Source organism: Naasia sp. (genome assembly GCF_025465545.1).
GTDB lineage: Bacteria > Actinomycetota > Actinomycetes > Actinomycetales > Microbacteriaceae > Naasia.
Genome location: NZ_JAODMK010000016.1, coordinates 25,755 through 42,699, shown reverse-complemented (window position 1 = coordinate 42,699; position 16,945 = coordinate 25,755). Strand labels below are relative to the sequence as shown.

The following is a 16,945-nucleotide window of genomic DNA, read 5'->3' as shown; positions in this document are numbered from 1 at the left end:
TGCCGGGTGGACAATGGGACCCATGACGTCCACCGCTTTTGCGCTGTGGGCCGTGCTCCGACGAAACCCCTCGCTGCCCGCCCCGGCGGGCGATGTCGGCGAGGTTCTGGAATTGGTCGGCGAGCTCTCCAACGAGGGCATCACGGTGCGCGGCTTCTACGATGTTTCCTCGATCCGGGCGGACGCGGACGTGATGGTCTGGCTCGTCGGGCCGAAGGCCGAGGGGCTGCAGAAGGCGCTCCGGCGTCTGCGCAGGACAACGCTCTTCTCGTCCCTGCTGCCCACCTGGAACGCCCTGGGCGTGCATCGGGATGCGGAGTTCAACCGCAGCCACGTGCCCGGGTTCCTCCGGGGCGAGCGTGCCCGGGACTGGTTGACCGTGTACCCGTTCGTGCGCTCGTTCGACTGGTACGTGCTCGAGGACGACGACCGCAAGCGCATGCTCGCGGAGCACGGCCGCAAGGGCGCCGCCTACAAGTCGGTCGTCGCCAACACGGTGGCCGCCTTCGCGCTGGGCGACTACGAATGGATCCTGCCGATGGAGTCGGACGTGCTCGTCGACCTCGTCGACATGATGCGGGACCTCCGCGCCACGGACGCACGCCTGCATGTGCGCGAGGAGGTGCCCTTCTTCACCGGGCGCCGCATCGAGGCGACCGAGCTCCCCGAGGTGCTCTCGTGAGCGAGCTCGTCCGGGCAGCCACGGCGGCCGCGGCTGAGGGCCCCGAGCACGTCTCCCAGCCCACCGACTACGACGCCATCCTGCTGGCCAGCTTCGGCGGGCCCGAGGGCCAGGACGACGTGCTGCCCTTCCTCCGCAACGTGACGCGGGGTCGCGGGATCCCCGACGAGCGGCTCGAAGAGGTGGCCCATCACTACCGTGCCTTCGGCGGGGTCAGCCCCATCAATGACCAGAACCGCGAGCTCAAGGCGGCGCTCGAGGCGGAGCTCGCTCGGCGCGGAATCGACCTGCCGGTGCTCTGGGGCAACCGCAACTGGGATCCGTACCTCGGCGATGCGCTGCGCGGGGCTCACGAGGCCGGTCATACGAAGCTGATCGCCGTGGCGACGAGCGCGTACAGCTCCTACTCGAGCTGCCGCCAGTACCGGGAGGACTTCGCCCAGGCGCTGACCGACACGGGACTCGACGGCGTGGTCCAGATCGACAAGGTGCGCCAATTCTTCGACCACCCGGGATTCGTGCAGCCCTTCATCGAGGGCCTGCGGGACGGGCTCGCCGAACTGGAGCGCCTCGGCATCGACCTCGACACCGAGGCGCACATCCTCTTCTCGACGCATTCGATCCCCACCGGCGACGCGAACAGGTCGGGGCCTGACTTCCGCGGCTTCGGCGAGGGCGGCGCCTACGCGGCCCAGCACCTCGCCGTGGCCGAGGTCGTCCTGGCCGAGTCGGGCCGCGACGTCCCATGGGACCTCGTCTACCAGTCGCGCAGCGGACCCCCGAGCCAGCCCTGGCTGGAGCCGGACGTGAACGATCGCATCGCGGAGCTCGCGGCAGCCGGCATCAAGGGGGTCGTCATCGTGCCGCTCGGCTTCGTGAGCGACCACATGGAGGTCAAGTGGGACCTCGACACCGAGGCGAGGGAGACGGCCGAGGAGCATGGCGTGGTCGCGATCCGCGTGCCGACTCCCGGGGTGCACGCCGCCTACGTGTCGGGACTCGTCGACCTCGTGCTGGAGCGCCGCGACGGCGTCCCGGCGGACCAGCGACCCGCGCTGACCGCGCTGGGACCCTGGTACGACGTGTGCCGTCCGGGCTGCTGCGAGAACGCGCGCCTCGGATTCCGTCCCGCGGTGGCCGGGCTGGCACCATGACCCTTCGCATCGGCACCAGGGGAAGCGCCCTGGCGCTGGCCCAGGCCGGAGCCGTCGCGGACGCCCTCGAGACGGCGGCCGGAACCGACGTGCGACTGATCTCCATCGCCAGCGAGGGCGACATCCGGGACGACTCGCTGGCGGTCATCGGCGGGCGGGGCGTCTTCGCGGGAACCCTCCGGCGGGCGCTGCTCGCGGGGGACTGCGACCTCGTGGTGCACTCGCTCAAGGATCTGCCGACGGCGCCGGCCGACGGGCTCGCGCTCGCCTCGGTTCCGGTCCGCGCCGATGCGCGCGACGTGCTCTGCGCGCGCGACGGCCTCACGCTGGACCGGCTCCCGTCCGGCGCGCGGGTGGGCACCGGATCGCCCCGGCGGATCGCCCAGCTGCTCGCCGCCCGGCCTGACCTCGAGGTCGTCGACATCCGCGGCAACGTGGACACACGGCTGCGCTTCGTGTCGGAGGGCCGGCTCGACGCAGTGCTGCTCGCCGCGGCAGGGGTGAAGCGCCTCGGCAGAGCGGACGCCGTGACCGACACTCTGGACCTCCGGAGCTGGCCGACCGCTCCCGGCCAGGGGGCACTCGCCCTGGAGGTGCGGGCGGCGGACCTCGCGAACAGTGAGGTCGCGCGCGCCGCCCGCGTGCTCGCCGATCCCGGGGCGGAACTGACCGTCGCCGCCGAGCGCGAGGTGCTCCGCGGCCTGGAGGCCGGCTGCACCGCACCGGTCGCCGCCTCGAGCTCCTTCTCCCAGGGCGTGCTCGCCGTCTGGGCCGCCGTCTACCGGCCGGACGGCACCGCTTCCGTGCAGCGGCAGGTGGAGCAGAGCGCGGCCGCCGGTGACCTGGACCCACTGGCGGCCGGTCGGCGGCTGGTCGACGAGCTGCTCGACGCCGGTGCGGCAGAGCTCGCCCCGCTCGGGGGCAGAGCGTGACAGCGAAGAAGCCGCTCGCGGGCTGGCGGGTGCTCGTCCCGCGCGGCGGTCCATGGGGCCACGGAGTGGCAGCCGACCTGCGCGCCAGGGGCGCTTCGCCGATCGTTGCCCCGCTCATCAACTTCGCCGGCACCGCCGACGCTCCCGCCCTCGATCGCGCACTTCAGGATCTCGAGGACGGCGTCTTCGACTGGATGTCCGTGACGAGCGCAACGACGGTCGACGTGCTGGCCTCCCACCGAGTGGAGGTTCCGGACCGCACCCGCATCGCGGCGGTCGGCGAGACGACGGCGGCGGCTCTGATCGCGGCGGGCTACCGCGTGGACTTCGTGCCCAACGCGGACAACTCGGCACGCGGCCTGCTCGCCGAGTGGACCGAGGTCACCGCGGCTTCGGCGCCGCAGCGCATCCTCGCGCTGCGCTCCGACATCGCGAAGCCCGTGCTCACCGACGGGCTCCGCGCGATCGGACACCTCGTGGACTCGGTGATCGCGTACCGCACCGTCGGCGTGCCCGTCGACGAGGCCATCCGCGAGGACATCGGCGTGGGCCGCGTGCACGCGATCCTCGTGACCTCGGGCAGTGTCGCCGAGCAGGTGCAGCTCCAGCTGGGACCCATCCCGGAGGCCACCCTGGTCGCCTGCATCGGCCCGCGCACCGCCGCGGACGCGCGTGCCGCCGGGCTGCGCGTGGACCTCGTCGCGACCGAGCGGACCGCCGAGTCGCTCATCCAGTCGCTCGTCGACGTCGCTGAGAGGCAGGAGTCATGACCGCGACCCGTCCCCGTCGCCTCCGCGCCAGCCCGGCGATGCGCCGGCTCGTCGCACAGACGCGCCTGCACCCCGCCGAGCTCGTGCTGCCGATGTTCGTCCGCGAGGGCGTCTCGGAGTCGGTGCCGATCGCGTCCATGCCCGGAGTGGTCCAGCACAGCCTGGACAGCCTGCGCCGCGCGGCCGTCGAGGCGGCCGAGGCCGGCATCGGCGGCGTGATGCTCTTCGGCGTTCCGCTCGAGCGCGACTCGACGGGCACGCGCGCGACCGATCCGGACGGCATCCTGAACGTGGCGACCCGCGCGGTCGCGGACGAGGTGGGCGAGGCCCTGGTCGTGCAGACCGACCTGTGCCTCGACGAGTTCACCGATCACGGCCACTGCGGGGTGCTCGCTCCCGACGGCTCGGTGGACAACGACGCCACCCTCGAGCGCTATCGCGACATGGGCGTGATCCAGGCTGCGAGCGGATCACAGCTGCTCGGGCTCTCGGGGATGATGGACAACCAGGTGGCCGCGGTCCGCGACGCGCTCGACAGCAGCGGCTTCGCCGGCACCGCGATCCTCGGCTACGCGGGCAAGTACGCGTCGGCCTACTACGGCCCATTCCGCGAGGCCGTCGACTCGCAGCTCGCCGGCGACCGCCGCACCTACCAGCTCGACCCCGCCAACCGCCGGGAGGGCGTGCGCGAGGCCGCTCTCGACGAGGAGCAGGGCGCCGACGTCGTCATGGTGAAGCCGGCCTCCAGCTACCTGGATGTGCTCGCCGACGTCGCCGCGGCCAGCTCCATTCCCGTCTGGGCATACCAGGTGTCCGGCGAGTACGCGATGCTCGAGGCCGCCGCCGCGAACGGCTGGATCGACCGCCGGCGTGCGGTCCTGGAGTCCCTGGTGGCCATCCGCCGCGCGGGGGCGGAGGCGGTCCTCAGCTACTGGGCGGTGGAGGCCGCGCGCTGGATCCGGGAGGACGGGTGAACTCCGACCTCTTCGCCCGCGCCCAGCGATCGATCCCGGGGGGCGTGAACTCGCCGGTCCGCGCGTTCGGCTCCGTGGGCGGGACCCCCCGCTTCCTCGTCGGCGCCTCCGGCCCGTACGTGACCGACAGCGAGGGCACCGAATATGTGGACCTGGTCGCCTCCTGGGGTCCGGCGATCCTCGGCCACGCGCATCCCGAGGTCGTCGCCGCTGTGCAGCAGGCAGCCGCCCGCGGGCTCTCCTTCGGTGCGTCCACGCCGTCGGAGACCGAGCTCGCCGAGCTGGTCATCGCGCGCGTCCGCGCGGGATCGGTCTCTCCCGTCGAGCGGGTGCGACTGGTGTCCACCGGGACCGAGGCGACCATGACGGCGATCCGCCTCGCGCGCGGCTTCACCGGCCGCGACCTGCTGGTGAAATTCGCCGGGCACTACCATGGCCATTCGGACGCGCTCCTCGCCGAGTCCGGCTCGGGCGTCGCCACCCTGTCGCTCCCCGGTTCGGCGGGAGTGCCGGCCGACGTCGCCGCCCTCACCCTGGTGCTGCCGTACAACGACCTCGGCGCGCTGACCGAGGCGTTCGGGCGCTACGGCGACCGCATCGCCGCCGTCATCACCGAGGCCGCCGCCGCCAACATGGGGGTCGTCCCGCCGCTGCCCGGCTTCAACGCGGCCGTGCACCGGCTGGCCCACGAGCACGGCGCGCTCGTCATCCTCGACGAGGTGCTCACCGGCTTCCGGGTCGGCCGGGCGGGCTGGTGGGGCCTCGAGAACGACGGCGGGGCCGACGGCTACACGCCGGACCTGTTCACCTTCGGCAAGGTCGTGGGCGGGGGGATGCCCCTCGCCGCGCTGGGCGGCCGGGCCGACGTGATGGAGCATCTGGCCCCACTCGGGCCGGTGTACCAGGCGGGCACCCTGTCGGGGAATCCGGTGGCGGTGGCCGCGGGCCTCACCACGCTGCGCCTTGCCGACGACGCGGTCTACGGCCGGCTCGACGCGGTGGCCGCGCAGCTGTCCGCCGCGGTATCCGAGGCGCTGTCCGCGGCCGGGGTCGTGCACTCGGTGCAGCGGGCAGGGAACCTGTTCAGCTTCGTGTTCGGCGGGCCGGCGCAGTCCTACGCCGAGGTGAAGCGCCAGGAGGCGTTCCGCTATCCGCCGTTCTTCCACGCGATGCTCGACGCCGGGGTCTCCCTTCCGCCCAGCGTGTTCGAGGCCTGGTTCGTCACGGCCGCACACGACGACGCGGCGGTCGAGCGGATCCTGTCGGCGCTCCCGTCGGCGGCGCACGCCGCGGCCGTTGGGACGCCCCCGGCCTGAGTTCAGCCGCGGACATCCACCACGACGCGGCCCGCGATCCGGCCCGCCAGCACGTCCGTCGCCACCCCGGGCGCCTCGCCGAGTCCCACCGTGCGAGGGGCGATAGCCTCGATCGTCGCGCTGTCGAGCGTGCGAGCCAGGAGCTCCCAGGCCTGCTGCCGGGCGAGCGTCGGCGCATCGACCGAGTTGATCCCGGTGAGCGTCACCGCACGCAGGATGAACGGCATCACGGTCGTGGGAAGGTCGGCACTCGCGGCGAGGCCGCAGGCCGCGACCACGCCGCCGTACCGGGTCTGCGCCAGCGCGTTCGCGAGCGGCACCCCGCCGACGGAGTCGACGACCGCGGCCCAGCGTGTGCTCTGCAGAGGCTTGCCGCCCTCGGCGAGCTGCGTGCGGTCCACCACCTCCGCGGCGCCGAGCTCGCGCAGCGCGGGACCCCGCTCCTCCGCGCGGCCCGTCGACGCGACGACGCGGCAGCCCGCCGAGGCGAGCAGCGCGACCGCGAAGGAGCCGACCCCGCCGCCCGCGCCGGTGACGAGCACCTCGCCCGAATCCGGGGAGATCCCGTGGCGCAGCAGGGCGAGCAGGGCGAGGGCTGCCGTGAATCCGGCCGTGCCGATCGCCGCCGCTTCCCGGCCCGAGAAGGCGGCCGGGAGTGCCAGCAGCGCCGCGGCGGGCACGACGACGGATTCCGCGAGGCCCCCGTCGGTGCGCTCGCCGAGGCCGGCCCCGTTGACGAGGACGCGCCGGCCGGGGGACCACTCGGCGGAGCCTTCGAGGACCGTGCCGACCGCATCGATGCCCGGGACAAGAGGGGCGGAGCGGAGGATGCCGGGGCCACCCGTGAGAGCGATCGCGTCCTTGTAGTTGACGGAGGAGTGACTGACCTCGATCTGCACGCGGGCGCCCTCCGGGACGACGCACGGCTCCTCGAGGTCGCGCAGCTGGGCGCGAGCACCCTTCTCGGGAACGACGAGAGCGCGGTAGGACATGGGGCACCTTCCGGAGGGGATTGGGGCTACGGTATCCCGGCCGCGGTCGGCCCGCGCACGTACGATGATCGGGTGGCTTTGGGGGGAGCGGAATGACGATCGCACCTCCCCGCTCCGGTCTCCCCGCGCTCGCCGGCTCCGCTGCGGCAGCAGGGCCGGAGACGCCCGTCGGCACCACCTGGGCGCCGGCGGAGAAGGTCGACCTCCGGCTCGTGCTGAGCCAGCTGGGCCGCGGAACGGGCGACCCCACCTTCCGCTGGGACCGTGAGGGCCGCTTCGGGCCGCCGGGTGCCTGGCGCACGCTGCTCACCCCTCACGGAGCGGCGACTCTGCATCTCGCACAGCAGCGGGGCGGAGGGATCGCCGCCCGGGCCTGGGGTCCCGGAGCGGAGTGGGCCATCGCCGGGGTGCCCGAGCTGCTCGGCGCGGGCGACGACCGGGACGGCTTCGATCCGTCGGCCCACCCGCTCGTCAAGGACGCCGCGCACCGCCTGCCGGGGCTCCGCCTCGCCCGGGTCGGGCTCGTCGTGGAGATGCTGCTGGCGGCGGTCATCGAGCAGAAGGTCACGACCCTCGAGGCGCACGCCGGCTGGCGGGTGCTCGTCCGGAAGCACGGTGGAGAGGCGCCCGGCCCTGCGCCTGAGGGCATGCGTGTGTTCCCCTCGCCCGAAATGTGGCGCCGCATTCCGTCCTGGGAGTGGCATCGCGCGGGAATCGGTCCCCAGCGTGCGGCGACCTGCCAGGAGGTGGTGCGGGTCGCCCCCGGTCTCGAGCGGACGCTCTCGCTCGGTCGGGGCGGCGACGAAGTCCGCAAGCGCCTCCGCACCGTCCGCGGCGTCGGAGTCTGGACGGCCGCCGAGGCGGCTCAGCGGGCCCACGGCGATCCCGACGCAGTGAGCGTCGGCGACTTCCACATCCACGACATCGTCGGATGGGCGCTGGCCGGCACGCCCGTGGACGACGACGGCATGCTCGAACTGCTCGAGCCGTGGCGGGGACACCGGCAGCGGGTGGTGCGGCTCATCCTCGCGAGCGGCTTCCGCAAGCCCCGCTTCGGGCCGAAGCTGACCATCCAGGACCACCGCGGCCACTGACCCGCGGCGATACCGTTGGGACCGGGACCGGGACCGGCCTACGGGCCGTAGGCGAAGAGCTTGTCCGGGTCCCAGGCCGTGCGGGTCTCGGCGAGCCGGTCGAACGCGTCGCTCGGCCACGCGCTGGCGAACTGCTGGGTGGACGCCACGTGGCCGAGGAAGTTGATGTTGGTCTCGGTCGCGATCCACGGCAGGATGCCGGCCACGATGTAGTCGGACTTCTGCGGCATGGCCGTCTCGAACAGCTCGGGGACCGGCACCCCGATCATCACCAGGGTGAACGGCGCCTGGCGGCCGCCGACTGCGGTTCCGCCGTGCTGCTCCTCGCTTGCGGCGCCGCCGATGTGCCGGATCTCGATCGCGATGAACGGCACGTCCGCGCGGGCGCCGGCGCGGGCGAGGAACTCGGTGACGAAGTCCTGGTCGATGTCTTCGAGCTGCATGCCGCGGTCCCAGGCCGGTCCCGGCTGGTCCGCGTCGTTGTGGATGGAGCCGATATCGGACGTCGGCATCTCGCCCACGAGGTCGAGGAAGGTGGGGGCCGCCGCGCGCAGCGGGCCGAGGAGTCGTTCGCCCTCCTCGTCGTCGCCGACGAAGGCGTACCGCAGGTGCAGCACGAACTTGCCGCGCAGTGCCTCGGGCACTTCCTCGATCGGCGGGAACCGGACGAGGGCGACGGAGGAGGTGACGGTGTCCGGAACCGTGTGCACCCAGTCCACCCAGGCCCGCATCGCCCGCTCGATGTGCGCGGTGTCGAAGAAGAGCCCGCCGCCGTAGACGTGGGTGAGCGGCACGAGTTCGAGCTCCATCTCGACCACCACACCGAGGCCGCCCTTGCCGCCCCGGAGCGCCCAGAACAGATCCTCGTTCTCCTCGGCGGTCGCGCGCACCACCCGGCCGTCAGCGGTGACGAGGGTGAAGCCGCGCACCCAGTCGGCGGTGAAGCCGTAGGTGCGGGAGAGGGGGCCGAGGCCGCCGCCGAGGGTGTAGCCGATCGCGCCCACATTGGTGGAGGAACCGGTGATGGGAGCCAGCCCGTAGCGCGAGGCCGCCTCGACGACCTCCCCCCACCGGGTGCCTGCGCCGATCGACGCGACGGAGGTCTTGCGGTCGATGCTGACACCGGTCATCCGGCCGGTCGTGATGAGAAGACCCACCGTGATGGGGGCGAAGGCCCCGTGGCCGGTCGCCTGCACGAAGACAGGCAGCGAGTGGATCCCGGCGAAGCGGACCGCCTCCACGACGTCGGCGGTGGTCCGCGCCCCCACCACCACATCGGGGTCGTGCACGATCGCGGTGTTGAAGCAGGCGGCCTCGTCGGCCAGTCCCTCGTCGTCCCGGAGGAAGACGGCGCCGGTCACCGCGTCGCGCAGTCCCGCGACGTCTTCCGACGAGATCCCCGGTGCCATATCGCGAGAATACTGGGTGGACCTTTGCGCCGTGCCCCGTTCTGGGGGTGTTTCCTCCGGCATCGGGGGGCAGCCGGGGGGAACGCCGACGCCGACGGGCGGTCAGAGCTGAGAGATCCTCGCCACGAACAGCTCGGTGAACGCGGCCACATCGACGCCGACCGCGATGCGGCAGTTCGGCTCGGGAGGGGAGGCGGAGGTGAGCAGGTCGGCCACGGTGACGCCGCGCGCGATGCTCGGGCCGGTGACGACCCCGACGTGGGCGTCGCGCCAGGTGAGCAGGCCGGGCTGCGAGACGGCGGCCAGTGCGAGCGGGTCGTGCATGGCGCAGGAGCCGGCGGCGGCCGGATCTCCCGGGTTGGTGTCGCGCAGGTGATCGATCCAGGCCAGGGTGCACTCTCCCGCGAACCGCGCGAAGGGGCGGCCCGAGTCGACGAGGCGCTGACCGTCCTCCCGGCTCATCCGCACCTGGAGGGTGACGTCGAGGCCCACGAACCGCAGCGGGGCCCCGGAGTGCAGGACGGCGGAGGCGGCCTCGGGGTCGACCCAGATGTTGAACTCGCCGGGCATGACCTGGTGGTTGGTGTGGGCGAGGAAGACACCGCCCATCACGACGATCTCGCGCACCGCGGTCGCCAGCCGCGGCTCGAGCGCGAGCGCGGCGGCGAGGTTGGTGAGGGGGCCGATCGCCACGAGCGTGATCTCCCCCGGCGAGGCCATCACGCGGCGCACGATCTCGACCGCGGCGTGGCCAGGGACGGGAGCCCGCGAGCCGTACCGGCTGCGCACCTGCTCGGAGGCCGAGCGGGCGAGGTCGGGGCGCAGCAGCGGCGCGGCCGCACCGCGCACGACCGGGATGTCCTCCCTGCCGAGCCGGGCGAGCAGCTCCAGGGTCAGCAGGGTCGCGCTCTCCACGTCGGTGTTCCCGTTGACGGTCGTGACGAGCTCGAGGTCGATCGAGGGATCGGCGATCGCCAGCGCGAGTGCGAACCCGTCGTCGATGTCCGAGCCGGGCGCGCCCATGGCGAGATCGGTGTCGAGGATCACCCGAAGGATTCTGGACGGCTCTGCCATTTCTCCGGAAGTCTAGGCCGCCGCTCCGCTCGGATTCCGGGCGCCGGGCTCGTCGGATGGAGGTCCGGGCGATGGCCCGCCGCGCTCGGAGACGGCAGCCGGGAACTCCCGCATGACGCCGGTTGCGCTCACGACCTGACCCGCCCGGCCGGGCACGCCGGCCCGTGCCCCGAGCGGAATATGCTTCCTGCATGCCCGACGCCGAGCCCCGCGGAGCGGAGGGCGGAAGCCTCGAGGAGCGCTCGGTCGCCCTCGTCCGGACCTGGCTGCGCCGGGGCTCGGCAGGCCGGGTGGACCCCGCCGCGGCGCGGCTCGCCGGGCTGCTGCGCGACCCGTCGGGGCTGGCGTTCACGCTCGGCTTCGTGGACGGCGTCGTGCGGCCGGAGGACCTGCGCGTCGCCGCCCGCAACCTGCGACGGCTGCTTCCGGGGATTCCCCGCTTCCTGCCGTGGCCTCAGCGCGCGGCGATCATCGCGGGCGCCCTGCTCGGCCCGCTCCTCCCGGAGGTCGTCGTGCCGATCGCGCGCGTCGTGCTCCGCCGGATGGTGGGTCACCTGGTGCTCGACGCGACCCCCGCGCGGCTCGGCCCGCGGATCGTCCGGCTGCGATCGCCGGGCGTCCGCCTCAACATCAACCTGCTCGGCGAGGCCGTGCTGGGAGAGCAGGAGGCGGACCGACGGCTGGAGGGGGCCCGCCGGCTGCTCGAGCGCGACGACGTCGACTACGTGTCGATCAAGGTCTCCGCCATCGCCGCCAACCTCTCCATGTGGGCATTCGACGAGACCGTCGAGCGGGTGGTGCGGCGCCTGCTCCCCCTCTACCGCTACGCCGCGGCGTCGACGACCCCCAAATTCCTCAACCTGGACATGGAGGAGTACCGGGACCTCGATCTCACCCTCGCGGTCTTCACCGCGCTCCTCGACCGCGAGGAGCTGTTGGGGCTGGAGGCCGGGATCGTGCTGCAGGCGTACCTGCCGGACGCACTCAGCGCGATGCAGGGTCTGCAGGCCTGGTCCGCGGAGCGCCGCACTCGAGGGGGAGCGCCGATCAAGGTACGCGTCGTCAAAGGCGCGAACCTTCTGATGGAGCGGGTGGACGCGGCCCTGCACGGCTGGCCGCTCGCGACCCTGCCCACCAAGCAGGCCACCGACACCAACTACAAGAGAGTGCTCGACTGGGCGATGACCCCCGCGCGCACCGACGCGGTCCGGCTCGGCGTCGCCGGCCACAACCTGTTCGACATCGCCTTCGCCTGGCTGCTCGCCGAAGACCGGGGAGTGGCGGACCGGGTGGACTTCGAGATGCTCCTCGGCATGGCCGGCGCGCAGGCGCAGGCGGTGCGCGAGGACGTGGGCGGCCTGCTCCTCTACACCCCGGTGGTGTTTCCGCGCGAGTTCGATGTGGCGATCTCCTACCTGGTGCGGCGCCTGGAGGAGAACGGGAGCGAGGAGAACTTCCTCTCCTCGGCGTTCGACCTGGCGGATGACCCGGCGGCCTTCGAACGCGAGCGCGAGCGTTTCTCCCGTTCTCTCGCCGCGCTGGATGCCGCACCCCTCCGCCCTAATCGGACTCAGGACCGGGCCGAGGAGCGCCGGGTGCCGCGAACGGGCGAGCCCTTCGCGAACGAGCCGGACACCGACCCGTCGCTTCCCGCAAATCGCGCCTGGCTGGGGGACATCCTGGACCGGGCGAGGAGCACGGACCTCGGCACGGTCGTGCTCCGCGCGTGCCGGGTGGACGACCCGGGGATCCTCGACCGCATCGTCGACACGGTCGCGCGCTCTGCGGACTCCTGGGCCGAGAAGAGCGGAGCAGAGCGCGCCGACGTGCTCGATCGGGCCGCCGCAACGCTCGCCGAGTTCCGCGCCGACCTCCTGGAGATCGCCGCCGCCGAGACGGGGAAGACGCTGGCCGAGGGCGATCCGGAGATCAGCGAGGCCGTCGACTTCGCCGCCTACTACGCCGATCGGGCCCGCGAGCTGGACGGCATCCGGGGCGCGCGATTCTCCTCGCCCCGGGTCACCGTGGTCGCACCGCCCTGGAACTTCCCGGTCTCCATTCCCGCGGGGTCGGTGCTGGCCGCGCTCGCGGCGGGCAGCGGAGTGATCTTCAAGCCAGCGCCGCAGGCACGGCGGGTCGGCGCCGTGCTGGCCGAGGCGCTCTGGCAGGCGGGCGTTCCCCGCGAGCTCCTCGCCTTCGTCGACCTGGAGGAGGCCGCGCTCGGCCGGCGCCTGCTCGAGAACCCGCTCGTCGACCGGGTCCTCCTCACCGGCTCGTGGGAGACCGCAGCCCTGTTCCGCTCGTGGCGGCCCGACCTCCCGCTGCTCGGCGAGACCAGCGGCAAGAACGCGATGATCGTCACGCCCAGCGCAGACCTCGACCTGGCCGCCGCCGATGTCGTCACGTCGGCCTTCGGGCACGCCGGTCAGAAGTGCTCGGCGGCGAGCCTCGTGATCCTCGTCGGATCGGTGGCCCGGTCCCGCCGCTTTCTGACCCAGCTGGTCGACGCGACGACGTCGCTTCGGGTGGGGGAGGCGACCCAGGCGAGCACGCAGATGGGGCCGCTCATCGAGCCCGCGTCAGGCAAGCTCCTCGCCGCCCTCACCGAACTCGGGGAGGGCGAGTCCTGGCTCGTCCAGCCGCGCCGCCTCGACGAGGAGGGCCGGTTCTGGACGCCGGGGATCCGAGCCGGGGTGAAACCGGAGTCCGCATTCCACCTCACGGAGTACTTCGGCCCCGTGCTCGGGGTGATGCATGCCCGGACCCTCGACGAAGCGATCGAGCTCCAGAACGCCGTCGAATTCGGGCTGACCGCGGGCCTGCACTCGCTGGACGCCGACGAGGTGGCGACCTGGCTCGACGCGGTGCAGGCCGGCAACCTCTACGTCAACCGCGGGATCACCGGGGCGATCGTGCAGCGGCAGCCGTTCGGCGGCTGGAAGCGGTCCTCAGTGGGCGCAGGCGCGAAGGCAGGAGGACCCAACTACGTCCTCACCCTGGGCTCATGGCAGCCCGAGCCCGTCAGCCCGGGTGCGAGCCTCGACCTGAGCGGCATCTCGCGTCGCGTCGCCCAGCTGCTCGAGGCGGCGATGCCCGACCTGCCCTACGAGGGCTTCGAGTTCGTGCGCGCCGCAGCCCGCAGCGACGAGGAGGCGTGGCAGGGCGAGTTCGGGGTGGTGCGGGACACCGCCGGACTCGAGGTCGAGCGGAACCTGTTCCGCTACCGCCCGGCCGAGCTGCTGATCCGGCTGGCGGAGGGCGCTCCGCTGGCGGAGCTGCTCCGCCTCCTCGCCGCCGCCGTGAGGACGGGCGCGGCAGCGCGGGTGAGCAGCGCGCTGCCGGTGTCCGCTGTCGTGCTCGCCCGACTGGAGCGCTCCGGACTCGACGTGCGCATCGAGACGGACGAGGAGTTCCGCGCACGAGCGGCGGGAGGCCTGGGCGTGCCGCGCCTCCGGCTGGTCGGCGGGCACGCGTCGGCGCTCGCGCGGCTCGTGGGCGGGGATCCGGACCTCGCCATCTACTCCGGCGAGGTGACGACGGCCGGCAGGATCGAGCTGCTCCCGTTCCTCCGCGAGCAGTCGGTGTCGATCACGGCGCACCGGTTCGGTGCGCCCAGCGCCTTCGCCGGCGGCCTGCTCTAGAGGAGCGGCCGGGCCGCGAGGGCCCCCCGGACCAGGCGGAGGGCCTCGTCGTCGTCGACGCCCAGCGAGCGGATGCGGTCGGCGAAGGCGGCCGCGGCCACCGCCGCCGGGCCTGCCACCGGATCGGGAGACGGCGCCACGACCGTGCCCAGCCGCCCTCGCGTCTGGAGGAGCCCGTCCTGCTCCAGCTCCCGGTAGGCGCGGGCCACGGTGCCGGGGGCGAGGCCGAGTGACTCGGCGAGCGTGCGCACGGGCGGCAGCCGGGTGAGCGCGGGCAGTTCGCCGGAGGTGATCTGCTGCAGCAGCTGGCGGCGAAGCTGCTCGTAGGGCGGAGTGGGGTCGGTGGGATCGACCGCCAGGTGCGGCGTCATCGTCAGTCCGCCCGGCGGTGGATGAGGCGGGACAGGACGATCGCGCTGCGGGTGTGGTCCACGTTGGGCGCGACCCGCACCCGCTCCAGCGCGAGCTCCAGGCTGGGGATGTCGCGACTTCGCATGTGCACGATCGCGTCGGCGCTGCCGGTGACGGTGCCCGCGTCGACGACCTCGGGCACTCCGGACAGGATCCGCTTGAGCTCGGCCGGCGCGACGGTCCCGCGGCAGAACAGCTCCACGTAGGCCTCGGTGCTCTGCCCGTCCACGTCCGGGTCGACCTGGATGGTGAACGCCCGAATGACGTTGTCGGCGACGAGCCGGTCGACCCGCCGCTTGACCGCGGACGCCGAGAGGCCCACGACGCCACCGATGTCGCCGTAGCCCGAGCGCGCGTTCAGGCGCAGCAGGTCCAGGATGCGGTAGTCGATGTTGTCCATGCGCGGTACTTTACGCCGGATCATTGCGCCGTGGACAGTTTGGCGCTCGATCCTTGCGCCGGTCCCGGTCAGGTGCGCGCCCGGGGGACGAGCCGCTCGAGCTGTGTCACGTGCGAGGGAGTGAGCTCCTCCAGGCTGTTGACGCCGAGCAGGCGCATGGTCCGGGCCACCTGGCTGCCGAGGATCTCAATTGCCCGGGTCACTCCGGCCTCTCCGCCCGCCATCAGCCCGTAGAGGTAGGCGCGCCCGACCAGCGTGAAGCGGGCGCCCAGCGCGATCGACGCGACGATGTCGGAACCCGACATGATGCCCGTGTCGAGGTGCACCTCGGTGTCCTTGCCCACCTCGCGAACCACCTCGGGCAGCAGGTGGAAGGGGATCGGCGCGCGGTCGAGCTGACGCCCGCCATGGTTGGAGAGCAGGATCCCGTCGACGCCCATCGATGTGAGCCGCTTCGCGTCGTCCAGGTTCTGCACGCCCTTGACGACGAGCTTGCCCGGCCACTGGTCCTTGATCCAGGCGAGGTCCTCGAAGGTGACGGTCGGGTCGAACATGGTGTCGAGCAGCTGGGCCACGGTGCCCGACCACCGGTCGATCGAGGCGAAGGCGAGCGGCTCGGTGGTGAGGAAGTTGATCCACCACGCGGGCCGGGGCAGGGCGTTGAGCACGGTCCTCGGCGTCAGCGTCGGGGGGATGGTCATGCCGTTCCGGGAGTCGCGGAGACGGGCGCCGGCGACGGGCACGTCGACCGTCACGAGCAGCGTGTCGAATCCCGCCTTGGCCGCCCGGTCGACGAGAGCCATCGAGCGCTCGCGGTCCTTCCACATGTACAGCTGGAACCAGTTGCGGCCGTTCGGCCCGCCCGCCTTGGCCACGTCCTCGATGGAGCTCGTGCCCATGGTGGAGAGGGAGAAGGGGATGCCGGCCGCGGCGGCCGCGGTTGCCCCGGCGATCTCGCCCTCGGTCTGCATCATCCGGGTGAAGCCGGTCGGCGCGATGCCGAAGGGGAGCGCCACCCGCTTGCCCAGCACGTCCCAGCCGGTGTCGACCTGCGAGACGTCGCGGAGGATCGCGGGGTGGAACTCCACGTCCTCGAACGCCTGGCGGGCACGGGCGATCGACAGCTCCTGCTCGGCGGAGCCGTCCGTGTAGTCGAACGGCGCCTTGGGGGTGCGCCGCTTGGCGATCTGCCGCAGGTCGTAGATCGTGTAGGCCTCGGCGAGCCGGCGCTTCTTCGCGTTCAGCGTCGGCTTCTTGAACTTCATCAGGGGCGCGAGGTCGCGCGGCTTGGGGAATCGTCGTTGCACCATGGGGTCTCCTAGCGGGTGGGGATCTCGGACAGCTGGGTCTCGGCGTAGTAGCCGGTGATGTGGTCGGTCACGATGCGGGCGGCCGCGTCACGGTCGTGGACGCGGATGGCGGCGACGAGCGCACGGTGCTCGGAGCGCAGTCGCGAGGAGGTCGCCGGCCAGTCGGGCAGGGTGGCGCTGCCCGCGACGACGTAGCGCTCGACCGCGTCGCGCAGCCCGGCCATGACCGCAGCCACCACGGAGTTGCCCGTCGCCTCGGCGAGCGCGGTGTGGAAGCGGGTGTCGAGGGCGAGGAACTCGGCGGAGTCCGCGGCGACGTCCATGCCGTCGAGCAGGGCGTCCGCGGTTGCCAAGGGGGGATCCGCGGCGCCGGCGAGTTCCGTCGCGACGGACTGCTCGAGGATGAGGCGGGTGCGCACGACGTCGTTCACCGCGAATCCCTTCGCCGCCACCTGCAGTCGCAGCAGCACCGACATCCCGCCACTCGGCAGCGAGACCACCACGGCGCCGGCAGTTGGCCCGGATCCGGTCTGGGTGCGGACGAGGCCGAGCACCTCGAGCACCCGCACCGCCTCCCGCACCGAGGAGCGGCCGACGCCCAGCTCGGTCGCGAGGGCGCGCTCGGGGGGAAGGTGGTCGCCGGGCACCAGCCGTCCGGACACGAGGTCGGCCTCGATGCGTGCGAGCACCAGCTCCCACGCACGGCGCTCGCTGTCCGGCATCTCGCTCCGCATCCATGTGGTCAGACCACAGACGATATCGCACCCTCCGGCCTCCGCCTAGCTT

Annotated in this window: 15 protein-coding genes; 8 read left to right on the top strand and 7 right to left on the bottom strand. The window is 72.8% G+C overall.

Translation table 11 applies throughout. The annotated features are described in order from the left end of the window. The first annotated feature begins 13 nt into the window (after positions 1-13). The 6 genes from hemQ to hemL are packed head-to-tail and all read left to right on the top strand — an operon-like array spanning position 14 to position 5,828. A complete protein-coding gene (gene hemQ, locus JWR33_RS04880) occupies positions 14-682 on the top strand; it encodes a hydrogen peroxide-dependent heme synthase (RefSeq protein WP_297409931.1) in 669 nt (222 codons plus the stop codon). Next, positions 679-1,836, top strand: coding sequence for a ferrochelatase (locus JWR33_RS04875; protein ID WP_297409929.1), 1,158 nt, complete (start codon positions 679-681; stop codon positions 1,834-1,836). Before hemQ ends, JWR33_RS04875 begins: the two co-directional genes overlap by 4 nt. Next, positions 1,833-2,768 (top strand): hydroxymethylbilane synthase, encoded by a 936-nt coding sequence (gene hemC / locus JWR33_RS04870; RefSeq protein ID WP_297409927.1) that lies wholly within the window; start codon positions 1,833-1,835, stop codon positions 2,766-2,768. Before JWR33_RS04875 ends, hemC begins: the two co-directional genes overlap by 4 nt. After that, entirely contained in the window at positions 2,765-3,538 is a 774-nt protein-coding gene (locus JWR33_RS04865) for a uroporphyrinogen-III synthase (RefSeq protein WP_297409925.1), read from the top strand. The genes hemC and JWR33_RS04865 overlap by 4 nt, the downstream gene beginning before the upstream one ends. Next, the gene (hemB, locus tag JWR33_RS04860) at positions 3,535-4,512 is read left to right on the top strand and encodes a porphobilinogen synthase (RefSeq protein ID WP_297409923.1); all 978 of its coding nucleotides are present in this window, start codon (positions 3,535-3,537) and stop codon (positions 4,510-4,512) included. The genes JWR33_RS04865 and hemB overlap by 4 nt, the downstream gene beginning before the upstream one ends. Then, the gene (hemL, locus tag JWR33_RS04855; protein ID WP_297409921.1) at positions 4,509-5,828 is read left to right on the top strand and encodes a glutamate-1-semialdehyde 2,1-aminomutase; all 1,320 of its coding nucleotides are present in this window, start codon (positions 4,509-4,511) and stop codon (positions 5,826-5,828) included. The genes hemB and hemL overlap by 4 nt, the downstream gene beginning before the upstream one ends. Positions 5,829-5,830: 2 nt before the next feature. Here the strand turns inward: hemL and JWR33_RS04850 are convergent, their stop codons facing one another. Next, positions 5,831-6,820 carry an acryloyl-CoA reductase gene (locus JWR33_RS04850; RefSeq protein WP_297409919.1) on the bottom strand — a complete coding sequence of 330 codons (990 nt, stop codon included), beginning with the start codon at positions 6,818-6,820 and terminating at the stop codon, positions 5,831-5,833. A 92-nt stretch (positions 6,821-6,912) separates the two neighbouring features. Between JWR33_RS04850 and JWR33_RS04845 the strand changes: the two genes are divergently transcribed. Then, positions 6,913-7,914: a DNA-3-methyladenine glycosylase 2 family protein gene (locus JWR33_RS04845; protein ID WP_297409917.1), complete on the top strand. Its 1,002-nt coding sequence runs from the start codon at positions 6,913-6,915 to the stop codon at positions 7,912-7,914. A gap of 38 nt (positions 7,915-7,952) precedes the next feature. Here JWR33_RS04845 and JWR33_RS04840 read toward each other — a convergent pair whose 3' ends face one another. Continuing rightward, positions 7,953-9,323, bottom strand: a complete 1,371-nt coding sequence (locus JWR33_RS04840) for an FAD-binding oxidoreductase (protein WP_297409916.1) — start codon at positions 9,321-9,323, stop codon at positions 7,953-7,955. Between the two features lie 102 nt (positions 9,324-9,425). Next, positions 9,426-10,397 carry a nucleoside hydrolase gene (locus JWR33_RS04835; RefSeq protein WP_297409915.1) on the bottom strand — a complete coding sequence of 324 codons (972 nt, stop codon included), beginning with the start codon at positions 10,395-10,397 and terminating at the stop codon, positions 9,426-9,428. 191 nt (positions 10,398-10,588) lie between these two features. On the opposite strand from JWR33_RS04835, the gene JWR33_RS04830 reads away from it, so the two are divergent. Beyond that, positions 10,589-14,038 carry a bifunctional proline dehydrogenase/L-glutamate gamma-semialdehyde dehydrogenase gene (locus tag JWR33_RS04830; protein ID WP_297409913.1) on the top strand — a complete coding sequence of 1,150 codons (3,450 nt, stop codon included), beginning with the start codon at positions 10,589-10,591 and terminating at the stop codon, positions 14,036-14,038. Here the strand turns inward: JWR33_RS04830 and JWR33_RS04825 are convergent. From JWR33_RS04825 to JWR33_RS04810, 4 genes are all read right to left on the bottom strand, one after another. Continuing rightward, positions 14,035-14,409: a GntR family transcriptional regulator gene (locus JWR33_RS04825; RefSeq protein ID WP_297409911.1), complete on the bottom strand. Its 375-nt coding sequence runs from the start codon at positions 14,407-14,409 to the stop codon at positions 14,035-14,037. The genes JWR33_RS04830 and JWR33_RS04825 overlap by 4 nt on opposite strands. 2 nt (positions 14,410-14,411) lie before the next feature. Further along, positions 14,412-14,849, bottom strand: a complete 438-nt coding sequence (locus JWR33_RS04820) for an Lrp/AsnC family transcriptional regulator (protein WP_297409910.1) — start codon at positions 14,847-14,849, stop codon at positions 14,412-14,414. A 68-nt stretch (positions 14,850-14,917) separates the two neighbouring features. After that, a complete protein-coding gene (locus JWR33_RS04815; protein WP_297409909.1) occupies positions 14,918-16,159 on the bottom strand; it encodes an alpha-hydroxy acid oxidase in 1,242 nt (413 codons plus the stop codon). Between the two features lie 8 nt (positions 16,160-16,167). Next, positions 16,168-16,881 carry an FCD domain-containing protein gene (locus JWR33_RS04810; protein WP_297409907.1) on the bottom strand — a complete coding sequence of 238 codons (714 nt, stop codon included), beginning with the start codon at positions 16,879-16,881 and terminating at the stop codon, positions 16,168-16,170. Positions 16,882-16,945: the final 64 nt, after the last annotated feature.